Origin of the sequence: Maricaulis sp. (genome assembly GCF_030149235.1) — a bacterium.
GTDB lineage: Bacteria > Pseudomonadota > Alphaproteobacteria > Caulobacterales > Maricaulaceae > Maricaulis.
This window is the reverse complement of sequence record NZ_JASBRW010000056.1, coordinates 20,612-35,624: the sequence shown is the minus strand read 5'-3', so window position 1 is coordinate 35,624 and position 15,013 is coordinate 20,612. Positions and strand designations below refer to the sequence as shown.

The 15,013-nt window shown below is 63.3% G+C and carries 15 protein-coding genes; 10 read left to right on the top strand and 5 right to left on the bottom strand.

Translation table 11 applies throughout. The annotated features are described in order from the left end of the window. Positions 1-3 precede the first annotated feature (3 nt). Both Q1V51_RS08205 and Q1V51_RS08200 read right to left on the bottom strand, forming a co-directional pair. Positions 4-405, bottom strand: coding sequence for a dihydroneopterin aldolase (locus tag Q1V51_RS08205; protein ID WP_300555192.1), 402 nt, complete (start codon positions 403-405; stop codon positions 4-6). Continuing rightward, positions 402-1,166 carry an SDR family oxidoreductase gene (locus Q1V51_RS08200; RefSeq protein WP_300555189.1) on the bottom strand — a complete coding sequence of 255 codons (765 nt, stop codon included), beginning with the start codon at positions 1,164-1,166 and terminating at the stop codon, positions 402-404. Before Q1V51_RS08200 ends, Q1V51_RS08205 begins: the two co-directional genes overlap by 4 nt. On the opposite strand from Q1V51_RS08200, the gene uvrC reads away from it, so the two are divergent. Genes uvrC through Q1V51_RS08180 form a run of 4 tightly spaced genes read left to right on the top strand, consistent with a single transcriptional unit; the run spans position 1,165 to position 5,703 of the window. Continuing rightward, positions 1,165-3,057, top strand: coding sequence for an excinuclease ABC subunit UvrC (gene uvrC, locus Q1V51_RS08195; RefSeq protein ID WP_300555187.1), 1,893 nt, complete (start codon positions 1,165-1,167; stop codon positions 3,055-3,057). The genes Q1V51_RS08200 and uvrC overlap by 2 nt on opposite strands. Positions 3,058-3,066: 9 nt before the next feature. Next, complete coding sequence (locus Q1V51_RS08190; protein ID WP_300555184.1) at positions 3,067-3,684, top strand: CDP-alcohol phosphatidyltransferase family protein; 618 nt, start codon at positions 3,067-3,069, stop codon at positions 3,682-3,684. Next, complete coding sequence (locus tag Q1V51_RS08185; protein ID WP_300555181.1) at positions 3,677-4,378, top strand: response regulator transcription factor; 702 nt, start codon at positions 3,677-3,679, stop codon at positions 4,376-4,378. The genes Q1V51_RS08190 and Q1V51_RS08185 overlap by 8 nt, the downstream gene beginning before the upstream one ends. An 8-nt stretch (positions 4,379-4,386) precedes the next feature. Next, positions 4,387-5,703, top strand: coding sequence for an ATP-binding protein (locus tag Q1V51_RS08180; protein ID WP_300555178.1), 1,317 nt, complete (start codon positions 4,387-4,389; stop codon positions 5,701-5,703). A 9-nt stretch (positions 5,704-5,712) separates the two neighbouring features. Here Q1V51_RS08180 and proC read toward each other — a convergent pair whose 3' ends face one another. The 3 genes from proC to Q1V51_RS08165 all read right to left on the bottom strand — a co-directional run bounded on the left by proC (position 5,713) and on the right by Q1V51_RS08165 (position 7,473). After that, positions 5,713-6,555, bottom strand: a complete 843-nt coding sequence (proC, locus tag Q1V51_RS08175; protein ID WP_300555175.1) for a pyrroline-5-carboxylate reductase — start codon at positions 6,553-6,555, stop codon at positions 5,713-5,715. Positions 6,556-6,563: 8 nt separating this feature from the next. Continuing rightward, positions 6,564-7,067 carry a YbjN domain-containing protein gene (locus Q1V51_RS08170; RefSeq protein WP_300555172.1) on the bottom strand — a complete coding sequence of 168 codons (504 nt, stop codon included), beginning with the start codon at positions 7,065-7,067 and terminating at the stop codon, positions 6,564-6,566. A 97-nt stretch (positions 7,068-7,164) separates the two neighbouring features. Continuing rightward, positions 7,165-7,473 (bottom strand): accessory factor UbiK family protein, encoded by a 309-nt coding sequence (locus Q1V51_RS08165; RefSeq protein ID WP_300555169.1) that lies wholly within the window; start codon positions 7,471-7,473, stop codon positions 7,165-7,167. A gap of 135 nt (positions 7,474-7,608) precedes the next feature. Between Q1V51_RS08165 and lgt the strand changes: the two genes are divergently transcribed. From lgt to pth, 6 genes are all read left to right on the top strand, one after another. Beyond that, complete coding sequence (lgt, locus tag Q1V51_RS08160; RefSeq protein ID WP_300555166.1) at positions 7,609-8,505, top strand: prolipoprotein diacylglyceryl transferase; 897 nt, start codon at positions 7,609-7,611, stop codon at positions 8,503-8,505. Beyond that, positions 8,502-9,584, top strand: coding sequence for an SAM-dependent methyltransferase (locus Q1V51_RS08155; protein WP_300555164.1), 1,083 nt, complete (start codon positions 8,502-8,504; stop codon positions 9,582-9,584). The genes lgt and Q1V51_RS08155 overlap by 4 nt, the downstream gene beginning before the upstream one ends. Before the next feature lie 96 nt (positions 9,585-9,680). Next, complete coding sequence (locus Q1V51_RS08150) at positions 9,681-10,616, top strand: ribose-phosphate pyrophosphokinase (RefSeq protein WP_300555161.1); 936 nt, start codon at positions 9,681-9,683, stop codon at positions 10,614-10,616. Between the two features lie 87 nt (positions 10,617-10,703). After that, positions 10,704-12,764 carry an alpha/beta hydrolase gene (locus Q1V51_RS08145; RefSeq protein WP_300555159.1) on the top strand — a complete coding sequence of 687 codons (2,061 nt, stop codon included), beginning with the start codon at positions 10,704-10,706 and terminating at the stop codon, positions 12,762-12,764. Between the two features lie 854 nt (positions 12,765-13,618). After that, a complete protein-coding gene (locus tag Q1V51_RS08140; RefSeq protein ID WP_300555157.1) occupies positions 13,619-14,260 on the top strand; it encodes a 50S ribosomal protein L25/general stress protein Ctc in 642 nt (213 codons plus the stop codon). Between the two features lie 100 nt (positions 14,261-14,360). Further along, on the top strand, positions 14,361-14,966 hold the full coding sequence (pth, locus tag Q1V51_RS08135; protein WP_300555155.1) for an aminoacyl-tRNA hydrolase: 606 nt from the start codon (positions 14,361-14,363) through the stop codon (positions 14,964-14,966). Positions 14,967-15,013: the final 47 nt, after the last annotated feature.

The following is a 15,013-nucleotide window of genomic DNA, read 5'->3' as shown; positions in this document are numbered from 1 at the left end:
GACCTAGCCCTTCCGCCGGAAGCGCGTCAGACCGACCGCCTCGGCATCCTTGTAGGCGTCGGTCTTGCGCGTGGTGACCTGCGCCGCCCTGACCGCCTCTGCGCTCAGGGCAATGTCGAGAATCTCGCCACACAGGGTTTCCTGCAGATCAAACTGACGCTCCTCCAGCGCCTTGATGCCGTTCAGGAGGTAGTCGTAATCGACCACGGTGCCGATATCGTCCGCACCGGACCAGTTCTTGGAAACGACGGTCACGACATCGACCAGGACTTGCTGGCGCACACCGCGCTCATAGTCGTGAATGCCGATTTCGATCGACATTTTCACGCCCTCGAGACGGTAGATGAAGACATCCTCGCCGGTCGTGTTGGCGAGGGCGTTTTCGATGACCTGGTCGAGTCTCATGCCTTTTCCTCCGGCACGCCGGCCGCATACATCACGTCACCATTGCGGGCGTCGAGATGCTGGCCGCCATCAATGATCATCGTCTCGCCCGTCATCGCATCGGTCGCAAGGATGAAACGCACAGCGCGGATGATGTCATCAGGCGTGGAGCCCCCCTGCATCGGGTTCAGGCGATGGGCGCGCTCGAATTCTTCCTGGTTCTGACCGCCCGACGGCAAGGTGATCCCCGGAGCGATAGCATTGACCCGGACACGCGGCGCAAAGGCCATGGCCATGGTCGTCGTCGCCCCCAGCAGGGCGTGCTTGGACAGGGTGTAGGAAAAGAAATCCGGGTTCAGATTGAAGAGTTTCTGATCGAGGATGTTGATCACGCAACCGGACGCACGCGCGCTATGCTTTTCCGCCATGGCCGAGGCCAGCAAGACCGGAGCCATGAGATTGACCCGCATAGCCTCGTCGAGCATGTCCGGCGTAACGTCTTCAGGCCGGTCCATCTCGAAGATTGACGCAGAATTGATCAGGGCATCGACCCGCTTGAGAGAGGACACGAACTCGCTCACACCGTGAACATCACCCAGGTCGAACTGCGCCGTTGAAGCCGAACCGCCCGCCTCTTGGATCGTCGCCTCGACCGCACGCGCGGCCGTGCCGGAGGAATTGTAGTGGATGATGACATGCCAGCCATCCTCGGCCAGCGCGGTGGCGATTTTAGCACCCAGGCGCTTGCCGCCGCCCGTTACCAGCGCGATCTTGTGATCCATGAGTCCCTCAAAACAATCTTCGTCTGCGATAGATGACCCGTCCGCCGCGCCGGCGCAATCGCTGACGGGCCCCAAGCTCATCGCTGAATACGTCAAACGCCTGCCGTCCCGGCCGGGCGTTTATCGCATGTTCGGCGAAGATGGAGCGGTGCTCTATGTCGGCAAGGCGCGCAATCTGAAAAACCGCGTCTCCAACTATGCCTCAGGCCGCGGTCACTCCAACCGCATCGCGCTGATGATCGCGCTGACGCGGTCGATGGAATTCGTCGTCACCGAAACCGAAACCGAAGCCCTGCTACTCGAAGCCAATCTGATCAAGACGCTGAAGCCGCGATTCAACATCCTGCTGCGCGACGATAAGAGCTTTCCCTACATCCTGATCCGCAAGGACCATGCGGCGCCGCAATTGCTCAAGCATCGCGGGGCGCGCAAGATCAAGGGTGATTATTTCGGCCCCTTCGCTTCTGTCGGCGCGGTCAATCACACCCTCAACACGCTGCAGAAAGCCTTCATGATCCGGACCTGCTCCGACAGCGTCTATGAAGGCCGCACCCGCCCCTGCATGCTGTATCAGATCAAGCGTTGCGCTGGCCCCTGCGTCGACCTGGTCAAGCCGGACGCCTATGACGAGCTGGTCTCGCAGGCGACCGCCTTCCTGCGCGGCAAGTCCAACGCGCTGCGCGCAGATCTGCAGCAGCGCATGCAGGCCGCATCGGATGATCTCGACTTCGAGAGCGCCGCGCGCCTGCGCGACCGGATCCGGGCCATTGCTGCGGTGACGACAGACCAGGGCATCAACCCGACCGGGGTCGAAGAAGCCGATGTCATCGCCGTGGCTCAGGATGGCGGGCGCTCCTGCGTCCAGGTCTTCTTCTTTCGTGCCGGCCAGAACTGGGGCAACCAGTCCTTCTTCCCGCGTCATGATGAAGAGGCTGAACCGGCAGATGTCCTCGCCGCTTTCATGGCGCAGTTCTATGACGACAAGCCCGCACCGGGTTTGATTCTCCTGTCGCACGAAATCGAGGATGCGCCGCTGCTGTCCGAAGCGCTCAGCCTGCGTGCGGACCGCAAGGTCAAACTGCTTGCCCCGCAGCGGGGCGAAAAGCGCAAGCTGGTCAGCCAGACCGAGACCAATGCCCGCGAGGCCCTCGCCCGCCGGCTGTCGGAAAGCGTGACCCAGGCCCAGCTGCTGAGCGGCGTGCAGCGCGTCTTCAAGCTGGATGACCTGCCCCAGCGGATCGAAGTCTATGACAACTCCCACATCCAAGGCACCAATGCGCTGGGCGCGATGATCGTCGCCGGTCCGGAAGGCTTTGAGAAGAATCACTATCGCCGTTTCAACATGAAGGGCGATGATGCCGCGACGAATGATGATTTCGCCATGATGGCGGCGATGTTGCGGCGGCGCTTCTCGCGCTTGATCAGGGAACGCGATGACGGCGCCCCTGTCCCCGATCTGGTGCTGATCGATGGCGGCAAGGGCCAGCTTTCAAGCGTGCTCGAGGTGATGGAGGAGCTGGGTGTCGCCGAGATACCGGTCGCCGCGATCGCCAAGGGTCCGGAGCGCGATGCCGGCCGCGAAGCCTTCTACCTGCCCGGCCAGGCCCCGTTCAAACTGCCGCAAAAAGACCCGGTCCTGTATTACCTGCAACGGCTTCGCGACGAAGCGCACCGCTTCGCTATCGGCGGGCACCGGGCCAAGCGCAAGAAGGCCATCACGGACAATCCGCTCGACGGCATTCCCGGCGTCGGACCCTCACGGAAAAAAGCGCTGCTGGCGCATTTCGGCTCGGCCAAATCCGTCCGCAATGCCGCTCTCGCGGACCTGGAAGCGGTTGACGGCGTGTCCAAAGCCATGGCCAAACGTATCCATGACTGGTTCCAGAAATAGAGATCGCCCTTGCGCTCCCACATTCCCAACATTCTGACATCGCTGCGTATCCTGCTCGCGATCACCGGTGCGCTCGCGCTCTACACCTCGTTCGGCCTGGAAAACGGACACACCGTGTTCGGACTGACGTTGGAGCCGGGCTCGCGCCTGGCGCTGGATCTCAGCCGATTTGCCTTTGCCGCCTTCTTCATCTCCGCTGCCACCGACTGGCTCGATGGCCATCTGGCGCGGCGCTGGCAGGTGGAAAGCGGCCTGGGGTCCGTGCTCGACCCGATCGCCGACAAGCTGCTCGTCGATCTTTACCTGCTGGTCTACACCCTGATGCTGGCCGCACCGCCGGAAGTCTATGTCCCGGTCTTCGCCATCATCCTGCGCGATGCGGCGATCACGGTGCGTCGACTGATGTCGAGATCACCGGCCGAAACCGCCCCAGTCAGCCTGACCGCCAAGCTCAAGACAGCGCTCGCCATGGGTGTCGCCGGCTTGCCGCTGATCGCCCTGCCACTGGGCTGGCTGGCCTATGAAGCCGTATTGCTGATCTGGATTGGCGGTCTCTGGCTCGTTGCGGCCTTGGCGCTTCAGACCGGACTGAGCTATTTTCGCGCCAACGGGAGCGCCAATGACTGATATCGCCGCAGACGAGGCCCATATCCTCGTCGTCGATGACGACGACCGCATCCGGGCGCTGTTGAAGCGTTTTCTGCAGGAACGCGGCTATCGTGTCTCCACCGCAGAGAATGCCAGCCGAGCCCTCGCAACCATGAAGGCCCTGGAATTCGATCTCCTGGTACTCGACGTTATGATGCCGGGCATGGACGGGTTCGAGATGACAGAGGCGGTGCGGGGCCAGTCGGAAACTCCGATCATGCTGCTGACGGCACGGGGAGAAGCGGAAGACCGCATCAAGGGGCTCAGCCTCGGTGCTGATGACTATCTCTCCAAGCCCTTCGAGCCGGAAGAACTCATCCTGCGCATCAATGCCATCCTGCGCCGGACCAAGCCGGCCCAGGCAGCGATCAAGCGCGTCGAATTCGGTGACTGGAGTTTTGATATCGACCGCGAACAACTCTCACGCTCCGGCGAACCGGTGCGGCTGACCGGAGGAGAAAGCGCCCTGCTGGCCGCCCTCGCGGCCAGCGCCGGCCAGCCGGTCTCGCGTCTCGCCCTGTCGGAGCGAACAGGCAGCGGTGAGCGCGCGGTTGATGTCCAGGTGACGCGCTTGCGGCGCAAGCTGGAGAACGACCCCAAGGAGCCGTTGCATTTGCAAACCGTGCGCGGTGAAGGCTATCGCCTGGCTGCCGACCCGGTTTTCGAGGACTAGGCGGTGCGATGAGTCTTCTGCGTCGCATCACGCCCAAAGGCCTGTTCGGCCGCACCCTGCTGATCATTGTCATGCCGGTGGCCCTAATGCAGGTGGCCGTCGCCTGGTCCTTCTTCGAGGAACACTGGGAGACGGTGACGAGCCGGCTGTCGGAAGGCGTGGCCGGCGATATCGCCATGATGACGGCGCTCTACGAGCAAGACGATCCGGGCAATCCCCAGTTCGACCGTCTCGCCGACACAGCCTATGCGACGATGCGGCTGTCGGTGGATTTCCGGGAAGGCGAAACCCTGCCCACGGCGCGCCGCTCGTCATTTTTCCGAACGCTGGATCGCACGCTGCGCTCCGCGCTTTCGGCCCAGATCAGCAATGAATTCTGGTTCGATACCACGCGCTATCCCAGCTATGTCGATGTCCGCGTCGAGGTCGATGGCGGCGTTTTGCGCTTCATCGCCCTGCGCGAGCGGGTTTTTGCCACAACCGGGCATATCTTCCTGTTGTGGATCATCGGGGCCTCGACCCTTCTGACCGCGGTCTCCATTGTCTTCATCCGAAACCAGGTCAAACCGATCCGCCGCCTCGCCGACGCAGCCGAGCAATTCGGCCGCGGCCAGGATGTGGCGCATTTTCGGCCCGCCGGGGCGACCGAGGTTCGCCAGGCCGCCCACGCCTTCCTGGAGATGCGCGCCCGCATCAAACGCCATCTCGAACAGCGCACCGCCATCCTGGCCGGGGTGAGCCATGATCTGCGCACGCCATTGACGCGGCTGCGCCTGCAGCTGGCCCTGATGCCGGAAAGCCCCGAGCGGGAGGACGCCAAGCGCGATCTTGCCGCAATGGAAGAAATGCTCGACGAGTATCTCGATTTTGCACGCGGGCAGATGTCGGACGAGACCGAGCCGACCGATCTCGGCGCCCTGGCCGAGGAAGTCACCAGCGACATGGCCCATACCGGCACGCCCATCGATGTCCATTATGACGGCGACCTCATTGCCGATGTCCGCGTCAGCACGGTGCGCCGGGCGATCGCCAATCTGGTCTCCAACGCCGCCGGCTTCGGCGAGCATGTCGCCGTCAGCGTGCGCCGCAATGGTGGCCGGATTGAAATCATTATCGATGATGACGGGCCAGGCATTCCCAAGGACCAGATCGAGGAAGCTCTCAAACCCTTCTCGCGCCTGGATGAAAGCCGCAACCAGAACCGCAAGGGCGTCGGCCTCGGCCTCGCCATCACCCGCGATGTCGCGCGCAATCATGGCGGCGAGCTACGCCTGGGCGAAAGTCCGATGGGGGGATTGCGGGCCGTATTGAGCCTGCCGGGTTAGGTCCAGGCGCTAGCGGTTTTCCGGCTCGGCACCGAGCGCGCGGGACCGTCGCTCCGCCGCGTTGACGGCCATGCGCACCAGTTCCGGCAAACCACCGCCCGAGCCCATCAGCACATCGAGTGCGGCCTGCGTAGTGCCGTTCGGCGAGGTCACTGCACGGCGCAAGTCCTGCGGAGACTTGTCCGACGCAGCGAGCAGCGCACCTGCGCCGACAATCGTTTGCCGCGCCAGCTTGTCGGCCAGCTCCCGAGGCAAGCCTTCAGCGAAGCCGGCACCGGCGAGCGCCTCGGCGAGCAGGAAAACATAGGCCGGGCCGGACCCGGATACGGCTGTGACGGCACCGAGCAGGCGCTCATCGCGCACCCATTCGACATCGCCGCCGACCTTGAGAAGCTTGGTGGCCTGGTTCTCGAAATGCTCACCGGCCGGGTTGGAAACGCAGACCGAGATGCCGGAACCAACAGCCGTCGGCGTATTGGGCATGGCACGCACGATCGGGCGGTCACCGAAGACATTTTCCAGGCGCTTGATCGTGATCCCCGCCATGATCGACAGGATGGCGGTCTCCTTGGTCAGGAGCGGCGACAGGCTTTCTGCCAGGCTGTCGAGCACCTGCGGTTTCACGGCCAGCACAACAGTGCCGATCTGTGTCGAGGCTGTCAGGCTTAAACGATCAATATGTTCAAGTCCGTGATCCTCGATCAGCGCCTCGACCACCTCGCTTGGCGAGGGGTCAACGATGAGAATGTCTTCAGCCTTGATCCCGGTTCGCTTGTTCCGCAGCCATCCGGCCGCCAGCGCACCGCCCATATGACCGGCCCCGATAAGGGCAATCTTTCCAGCTTGGCTCATAAGTGTGATCAGGCCTCGCCCGCGGTTTCGAACATCGCGGCTGTGGTTGCTTCTTCCGGCGTCTTGCCGCCCCAGATGAGGAAGTGGAAGGCCGGATAGAAACGTTCACCTGCTTCGCGCGCCGCGGCAATCATTACCGCCGCCTGAGCTGCAGTCACCGGCGTGTCGCCCGGCAGGGACATGGCGTGGCGATAGACGATGGAGCCATCTTCGGCCCAGACGTCGAAATGACCGATCCAGAGCTTTTCATTCAGGCGCGCGACCAGTTCGCAAACATCGCGGTAGCGGTTCGCCGGCACTTTCAGGTCGAGGCTGGCGCAGACATGCAGCGCCTCCAGGTCCGGCCGCCAGGCGAACCAGATCTGATGATCCCGCCAGGCACCGGGCGTGCTGATATGCAGCTCGCCACTCTCGTCGCGGTCGTAAGGATATTGTTCGGCGATCACCGCCTGCTCGACCGCATCGAGCGGGTCGGTCGCAGTCAGGGTGACATCATCAGAGAGCAGGTCCATGGAGCCATCTTCTTCGTCTGCGCGGCGACTCACACCGTGCAAGGACGGTATGACCGCGCCACGACAGGCGCAATAAAAAGCGCTTTGCGCGCTGGGGTCAGTCTGTGGATTTCGCTGCAGCAGCTTTGGCCCGAGCCTTGCGCTTGCGCGTTACCGGTTTCTTTTCGCTGGCTTTTTCGAGCGCCTCAACCCGCGCCTCGAGGGCCGCGATGATAGCAACCGCATCGGCCAGATTGGCTTTCACCGCGTCGTATTCCTCGCGCGATACCAGGTCCATATCGGCAATGATTCGATCCGCGCGGGCACGGAACATGGCCTGCGCTTCTTCACCCACAGCCTGGGCGGCACCGAAAGCGTCGGTCATCAAATCTGCGAAATCATTGAGAAGCGGGTTGCGCGTTTGCATCAAAGAAAGCCATTAGAGTGTCGGGGAAGCCCTATATGCGGTGCGGGGTGCCAAAGCGCAACGTGCCGAAGCGTCACATCTGCACCTGAAGTACGTGCGTATCGGCAAGAAGCGCAGCGGTAATAGCGAGATATCATGCAAATCTGCCCGGCCAGTTTCGACCTGATTGACCCGATCCTATTTTCGATCGGTCCCGATGGTTTCCACTTCGGCACCCATGAACCGGCCTGGTTTGCCCTACGCTGGTATGCGATCGCCTATATTGCCGGGCTAATCCTGGGCTGGCGCTACATGGTCGCGCTGAGCCGTCGGGCGCATGTCTGGCATCCGGCCGGTACCAAGACGCCCAAAGCCCCCTTCAACGAGCCACAGGTCGATGACCTCCTGTTCTGGGCGACACTCGGCGTGATCGCAGGCGGCCGTCTCGGCTATGTGTTGTTCTACTACCCGGAAATGATCTGGCAGCGGCCGCAGGACATCGTCCTGGGGATTACCGATGGCGGCATGGCCTTTCATGGCGGCCTGATCGGTGTCTCCCTGGCACTGTGGTACTTCGCCCGCAGCAACAAGCTGGATCTCTGGCGTATCGCGGATGCGGCCGCCGTGGTCACACCGATCGGCCTGTTCTTCGGGCGCATGGCGAACTTCATCAATGGCGAGCTCTGGGGGCGCCCCTGGGACGGCCCCTGGGCGATGCGCTTTGCCAATGACCCGCTCTGCCTGACCCGGCATCCGAGCCAGCTTTACCAGGCCGCCCTCGAAGGCCTCGCCCTGTTCGCCATCATCAACATCGCCACGTGGAAATTCCGCTCCCTGTCCAAACCGGGGCTGAATGCGGGCCTGTTCCTGCTCTTCTACGGCCTGTTCCGTGCCTTGATGGAGACCGTCCGTGAGCCGGATAATCACATGATCCCGGCGCTGCAGGGCATCATCACCATGGGCATGCTCTTGTCCCTGCCAATGATTGCGCTGGGCGGCTGGCTGATCTGGCGCGCCGTGAAAACCGATCAACCCGGCAAGGCGGCCGCATGATCGCAGACCGCCTGAAGGCGCGGATCCGCGAACAGGGCCCGCTTTCCATTGCCAATTTCATGACCGAGGCCCTGTTCGACCCGGTCGAGGGTTTCTACGCCACCAAAGACCCGATCGGCGCCGGTTCGGACTTCATCACCGCGCCGGAGATCAGCCAGATATTCGGCGAGCTGGTGGGGCTGTTCGTGCTTCAGAGCTGGGTCGATCTCGGCCGCCCTGATCAGGTTCGCCTGATCGAGCTTGGCCCCGGCCGCGGCACGATGATGTCGGACGTGTTGCGCACTGCGCGCGCCCTGCCCGGCTTTCTCGACTCCGCCCGGATCACCCTGATCGAAGCGAGCGCCGCCCTGAAATCGGTCCAGGCCCAGACCCTGGGGCCCAGCGGTGCCCAGATCGGCTGGGCTGACCGGCTTGAGGCCGTCGCCCCCGGCCCGTCCATCATCCTGGGCAATGAGTTTCTCGACTGCCTGCCCCTGCGCCAGGCCATCCGGCATCGCGGCAACTGGCATGAACGCATGGTGGCGCTGGGTGACGACAATGAGTTCGTCTTTGCACTCGGCCCCGATCTCGGCCCGGATACGGATCTGATTCCGCCGCGTCTGCGTGACCTGCCCGACGGCCAATTGGCGGAATTCCGTCCCGGCGACCTGCAAGTCGTCGAAGCTCTGGCGGCCCGGTTCAAAGACGCTCCCGGCCGCGCCCTGTTCATCGATTATGGCCCGGCCACCAGCGAGGCCGGCGATACGCTGCAAGCGATCCGGGCGCATGAAAAGGTTGAAGTGCTCGATGAACCCGGCACAGCCGATCTGACCGCCCGGGTGAATTTTGAGGCTCTGAGCGCCGCGGCCCGGGCACAGGGTCTGGACAGCCAGGGCCCGCTGGGTCAGGGCGCATTCCTCAACCGGATGGGCCTTGAGGCCCGCGCAGCGGCCCTGAGTCAGTCCGCCCCGGAAAAGCGCGCCCTGATCGCACGCCAGGTCTTCCGCCTGACCGACCCCGATCAGATGGGGGATCTGTTCAAGGCCATCGCGCTACAATCACCCGGCCTGCCCGCCCCCCCGGCTTTCTCTGCAGACTGATATTTTTAACAACCGCTTTTGGCGCTTTTTCGGGTTCATTCTTTTGCGCCCCTCTGTTAAGCAGCGCGCTAATTTCACACGCGCGGGGCGAGCACCATGAAACTGATGTCGGGCACTTCCAACGAGCCTCTGGCTCGGGCTATCGCGGACTATCTCGATGCCCCCCTGACCGCGACCGAGATCGAACGCTTCGCCGATGGCGAGATTTTCGTCCGCATCGACGAGAATGTGCGCGGCGAGGACGTCTTCATCATCCAGTCGACCTCCAGCCCGGCCAATGACCACCTTATGGAGCTGTTGATCTGTATCGACGCCCTGGTCCGCGCCTCGGCCCGCCGGATCACCGCAGTGGTGCCCTATTTCGGCTATGCCCGCCAGGATCGCAAAACCGGCGGCCGCACGCCGATCTCGGCCAAACTGGTCGCCAATATCATCGCCAAGGCCGGCGCCGACCGGGTTCTGACCATCGACCTGCATGCCGGCCAGATCCAGGGCTTTTTCGACATCCCGACCGACAACCTCTTCGCCACCAAGGTGATCGAGGACGATATCCGCCGCAAATATTCCGAGAAGGACGACCTTCTCATCGTCTCCCCCGATGTCGGCGGTGTGGTGCGCGCCCGGGCGCTGGCCAAGCTGCTCGATGCGGAGATCGCCATTGTCGACAAGCGCCGCCCCAAGGCCGGCCAGTCGGAAGTGATGAATATCATCGGTGAAGTCGAAGGCCGCCGCTGCATCCTGTTCGACGATATGTGTGATAGCGGCGGCACGCTGTGCAATGCCGCAGCGGCGCTGAAGGAAAAGGGGGCCATCGACGTCTCCGCCTATGTCACCCATGGCGTTCTATCCAATGACGCGCCGGGCCGTATCGCCAAGTCGGAACTGAATGAGCTGGTCGTGACCGACAGCATCATCCCGGATCCGACCGCAACGGTGACCGACAAGGTCCGCCGCCTGCCGGTCGCCCCGCTGCTGGGCGAAGCGATCCGCCGCATCGCCAATGACGAGTCGGTGTCGAAACTGTTCGACTAGATCGGCTATCGACCGCACCCAGGTCTGAGCCTACACTCCCATCAGAATTGAACCCGCGCGGGGGCGCGGGCCATTGGGGGTATTGCCATGAAACGTATTCTCACGAGTGCTGTCGCGGGTCTGTTTGCGCTGGGCGCAGCGGCCTTTGCGCAGGATGAAGCCGGACCGGACTCGCCGGCTGAGGTGACGGCAACGGAAACACCGGTTGCGATCGACTGGCCGGTTCCCTCGGTCGAACCCTATGTCTGCCCCTTCAGCTTCGACTATAAAGTCGGCGAAATGAGCTGCGGCTTCATCGCGGTGCCGGAAAACCGCGGCAATCCCGACAGCCGCATGATCCGCATCAATTACGTCAAGATCGCCTCCACCGCCGAGGACGAAGCCGATGTGCGCGAGGATCCGGCCATTTATTTGACCGGCGGTCCGGGCGTGGCTCTGGAAGGTTATGCCGAGCGCCTGCGTGAACATGACATTCTGCAACAACGTGATCTCTACATCCTGGAACAGCGCGGCATCGCCAATTCCGGTGAGTTCTGCCCCTTCTATGATGCGGTACGCCGCGATCTTGCCTGGGCCGACACGCCGCTGCAGGCCTCGGTCAATGGTGCCGAACGCATGCGCGAATGCTTCCGCACGGCGCGCGAGGCCGGTGTCGACCTGACCGGTTACAACACGGTTGAAAATGCCCGCGATGTCCGCGCCCTGCGCCAGGCGCTGGGTTTTGAGAACTGGAATGTCTGGGGCATTTCCTACGGCTCCGTGCTCGGCCAGATGGTGCTGCAGGAAGACCCCGAAGGCACCCGCGCCATGGTCATCGACGCCATCGTGCCCAATGACCTCATCGGGCTCGGCCGCATCGGCCGCTGGGTCACGCGCGTTCTGGACAATGTATATTCCACCTGCACCGATGCAGCGGTCTGCGAGGATCTGGAAGCGCGGGTTACGGCTGCGATGGAAGCGCTCAAGGCCGAGCGTATCGTGGTCGAGGTCGACAATACCGAGATCAATCCGGAAGGCCGGGTCAGCTTCGGGGCCGAGATCGTCGTCTTCGCCCCCTTCATGATGATGTATGAGCAGGACGAACACCCCGCCGTCCCCGGCGTCATGGACACGATGCTGACCGCGATCGAAACCGGCGACATGTCGCTTTTCGAATTGCTCGCCAGCGATGACGATCTGGGCGGCATTGCGGTCTCCCAGGGCATGTCCAGCGCCATTCGCTGCAATGACGGCTATTACGCCGCCAGCGCGGCCGTGGCTGACGAGGACGTCGCTGAAAACCCGATCCTCGAAGGCCTCGGCTTTGCCGAAGGGGCCGCCTATCAGGCCCAGGTCTGCGTCGAAGAAGGCCTGGCCCCGCGTCAACAGCACCCGGACGCCTACGGCCTCATCTCTACCGATATTCCGGTCCTCGTCGTCAATGGCGCCTGGGACCCGGTCACGCCGCCGCCGCTGGCCGAGCGCATCATGCCGGGCCTTTCCAACAGCCGCTATGTCGAAGTGCCCTTCGCCGGCCATGGCCCGACCCGCTCGCTGGCGCAATGTGCCGGCCCGGTGATGAATGCCTTCTTCGACAATCCCGACCCGCAGGCGCTTGACGCGACCTGCCTGGAAGAGGGCGTCAACCAGCCGGACTATGTCGACTTCTTCACCTCCAGCGCCGTCATCCGCGCCGGCACGATGGCATCGGATGATCCCAAGACGCTGGCCCCGGCGGCGATCTGGTTCGGTCTGCCGCTGTTGATGCTGATCTTCTCGGCCATCATCTACCCGCTGGCCTGGCTCGCCCGCCGCATCAGCCTCAATTCCGCCGAGGCCCTTTCCGCCGATACCGGTGGCGCGCGCTGGCTGGCCTGGTTTGCCGCGCTGTCCGGCATCGCCTTCCCGGTCATGGTCGGGCTCGGCGCCTATGAGGCCAGCGAGATTTCGCAATTCGCCATCATCGCCGGCATGACCAGCACCGCCTCGACGGGTGCCTGGATGGCGCTGCTGGCCGGCGTGTTCGGCTTCCTCGCCCTGGTCCAGCTCTGGCGCGCCCGCGCGGCGGGTTCGGTGCGGATCGGCTCGCTGATCGGCATTGCCATCACCGGCCTGTCAGCGGTCGCGCTGGCGGCGTTCGCTGTCAGCTGGGACCTGGCACCCTTCTAGGAAACGCTGTCTCCCCCCTCTCCCAGGGGAGAGGGGGACCGGCGCTCGCCGCCGGTCCGGAGCGGGCCGGGAGTGAGGGGGCGTCTCAGCTCCTGATCCTGACGCAAGTCAGGACCTTGAGGGGCCGAGCTCGACGGCGTCGAGGTCCCGGATCAAGCCCGGGATGAGGGAAAATAATCCTCGGTCGGTGGCGCTCGGCGATAATCCCCCCAGCTCCCGGGATGAGAGGCGATGTACACGTCGACATCGCCCGGGGACCAGCGGAGCCTGTCCGCGGTGGGTGCGGTGACGCGTATCCACCTCCGGCAGGGCGTCGAGGGAGGTCGCAGCGGCACTAGACGACCGACCGCTCCTACTTCCCCGATTGGACACGGTCCGGCGACGGTCCGGGAAAGCTCCGCGTGCGGGATGCCAGGTCATGCCACACAAACAAATACTAGAGATCCGGCACGGCCGGCATCCCGCACATCCTCTCCTCTCGGCCGGCGCCAAGCTGGCCGGGCGAGAACCCTTGTCTGGATGGTTGCGGAATGGAGATTTTCAATGAAACGCCATCGCTGGATGAACCCCACGGCACGTGAGCCGACGCGGGGCTGATCCAAACCACGCTCCCCTCATCCCGGACTCGATCCGGAATGAGGGGTTCAACCCGGTCGTTCAGGCCGCATCCCCGCTACCCTCACCGCAACAAATGCAGTAAAAGCGCCCTGCGGCTGTTACTTCCCCGCCCATGCGGTTGCGCAGCTCGCGGGGATCGGCTATAGCCCGCCGCTCGAAAGATTACTGTGGCGCGATGCCAGATAAAGTCGCCGCCCGCCAAGTGAGGCGGCGCTTGCATTTAAGGATCAGGACCGATGAGCAACATCGTTCTCACTGTTGACGTTCGTGAAGGTATTGGCAAGGGCGCCGCACGCGCTGCCCGCCGTGATGACCTGGTGCCGGGCGTTCTCTATGGCGGCAAGCTGGATCCGGTCGCAATCAACCTGCGCGGCAATGAAGTCCGCAAGGCCCTGCTGACCGGCAATTTCCTCTCCAACATGATGGAGCTGGATCACGAAGGTAAGCGCCAGTCGGTCATCGCTCGCGACATCCAGTTCCACCCGATCTCTGACAAGGTCATGCATGTCGACCTGTTCCGCGTTGACGAAGACTCCAAGATCAACATGGAAATCCCGGTCCGCTTCATCAATGAAGCCGCCTCTCCGGGCATGAAGCGCGGCGGCGTCCTCAACATCGTCCGCCACGATGTCGAATTGCTGGTTCCGGCCGGCAATATCCCGGACTTCATCGAAGCTGATCTGACCGGCCTCGACATCGGCGATTCGGTGCACATCTCCGCCATCAAACTGCCGGAAGGTGCGACCCCGACGATCTCCGATCGTGACTTCACCGTCGCCACGCTGCAGGGCTCGCGCGCTGTGCTCACGGCTGCTGATGAAGCAGGCGCTGAAGGCGAAGCTGCTGAAGGCGAAGCTGAAGGCGGCGACGAGGCATAAGCCCTCGCGCCCTGCTCCATCGCCGGAGCGGACACGCTGTTTCAAAGGCCGCGACTCGCAAGGGTTCGCGGCCTTTTGCTGAGAGGAGCCGGGTCGCGACATGATGATCCTTGCCGGGCTCGGCAATCCCGAGCCGAAATACCTCAAGAACCGTCACAATGTGGGCTTCATGGCGCTCGACGTCATGGCGCAGGCCTGGTCCTGCGGGCCGTGGCGCAAGCGCTTCCAGGGCCTGGCCACCGAGCTGACCATCGGCTCGGAAAAACTGCTCCTGCTCAAGCCACAGACTTTCTACAATAATTCCGGCCATGCCATTGGCGAGGCCGCGAAATTCTTCAAGGTTCCGCCGGAGAAGGTCGTGGTCTTTCACGATGAGCTCGACCTGGCGCCGGGCAAGTTCCGGCTCAAACTGGGCGGCGGGGCGGCCGGCAATAACGGCATCAAGTCGACCACCAGCCAGCTCGGCCCGGATTTCCGCCGCGGCCGCATCGGCGTCGGCCATCCCGGCGACCGCAACAAGGTCACAGGTTATGTGCTGTCGGATTTTTCCAAGGCGGAAGAGGCCTGGCTGATCGACCTGCTCGACGCTATCGCCGGCTCCGTTGACCTTCTGTCCAAGGGCGAATTTGACGCTTTCCAGACCCAGGTCACGCACAAGGCGCCGGCGCCAGAGCCGGTCAAACGCGGCAAGCCGGACACGGACTAGGCCGGCAACAGCACAGATTATCGATTTCCGCCGCAAGAGCGCTTATA

What these genes read in the sequence shown, in the direction of transcription:
- Q1V51_RS08205 (WP_300555192.1), bottom strand. Translation starts at nt 405, where the DNA reads ATGAGACTCGACCAGGTCATCGAAAACGCCCTCGCCAACACGACCGGC.
- uvrC (WP_300555187.1), top strand. Translation starts at nt 1,165, where the DNA reads ATGAGTCCCTCAAAACAATCTTCGTCTGCGATAGATGACCCGTCCGCC.
- Q1V51_RS08200 (WP_300555189.1), bottom strand. Translation starts at nt 1,166, where the DNA reads ATGGATCACAAGATCGCGCTGGTAACGGGCGGCGGCAAGCGCCTGGGT.
- Q1V51_RS08185 (WP_300555181.1), top strand. Translation starts at nt 3,677, where the DNA reads ATGACTGATATCGCCGCAGACGAGGCCCATATCCTCGTCGTCGATGAC.
- Q1V51_RS08180 (WP_300555178.1), top strand. Translation starts at nt 4,387, where the DNA reads ATGAGTCTTCTGCGTCGCATCACGCCCAAAGGCCTGTTCGGCCGCACC.
- proC (WP_300555175.1), bottom strand. Translation starts at nt 6,555, where the DNA reads ATGAGCCAAGCTGGAAAGATTGCCCTTATCGGGGCCGGTCATATGGGC.
- Q1V51_RS08170 (WP_300555172.1), bottom strand. Translation starts at nt 7,067, where the DNA reads ATGGACCTGCTCTCTGATGATGTCACCCTGACTGCGACCGACCCGCTC.
- Q1V51_RS08165 (WP_300555169.1), bottom strand. Translation starts at nt 7,473, where the DNA reads ATGCAAACGCGCAACCCGCTTCTCAATGATTTCGCAGATTTGATGACC.
- lgt (WP_300555166.1), top strand. Translation starts at nt 7,609, where the DNA reads ATGCAAATCTGCCCGGCCAGTTTCGACCTGATTGACCCGATCCTATTT.
- Q1V51_RS08155 (WP_300555164.1), top strand. Translation starts at nt 8,502, where the DNA reads ATGATCGCAGACCGCCTGAAGGCGCGGATCCGCGAACAGGGCCCGCTT.
- Q1V51_RS08150 (WP_300555161.1), top strand. Translation starts at nt 9,681, where the DNA reads ATGAAACTGATGTCGGGCACTTCCAACGAGCCTCTGGCTCGGGCTATC.
- Q1V51_RS08145 (WP_300555159.1), top strand. Translation starts at nt 10,704, where the DNA reads ATGAAACGTATTCTCACGAGTGCTGTCGCGGGTCTGTTTGCGCTGGGC.
- Q1V51_RS08140 (WP_300555157.1), top strand. Translation starts at nt 13,619, where the DNA reads ATGAGCAACATCGTTCTCACTGTTGACGTTCGTGAAGGTATTGGCAAG.
- pth (WP_300555155.1), top strand. Translation starts at nt 14,361, where the DNA reads ATGATGATCCTTGCCGGGCTCGGCAATCCCGAGCCGAAATACCTCAAG.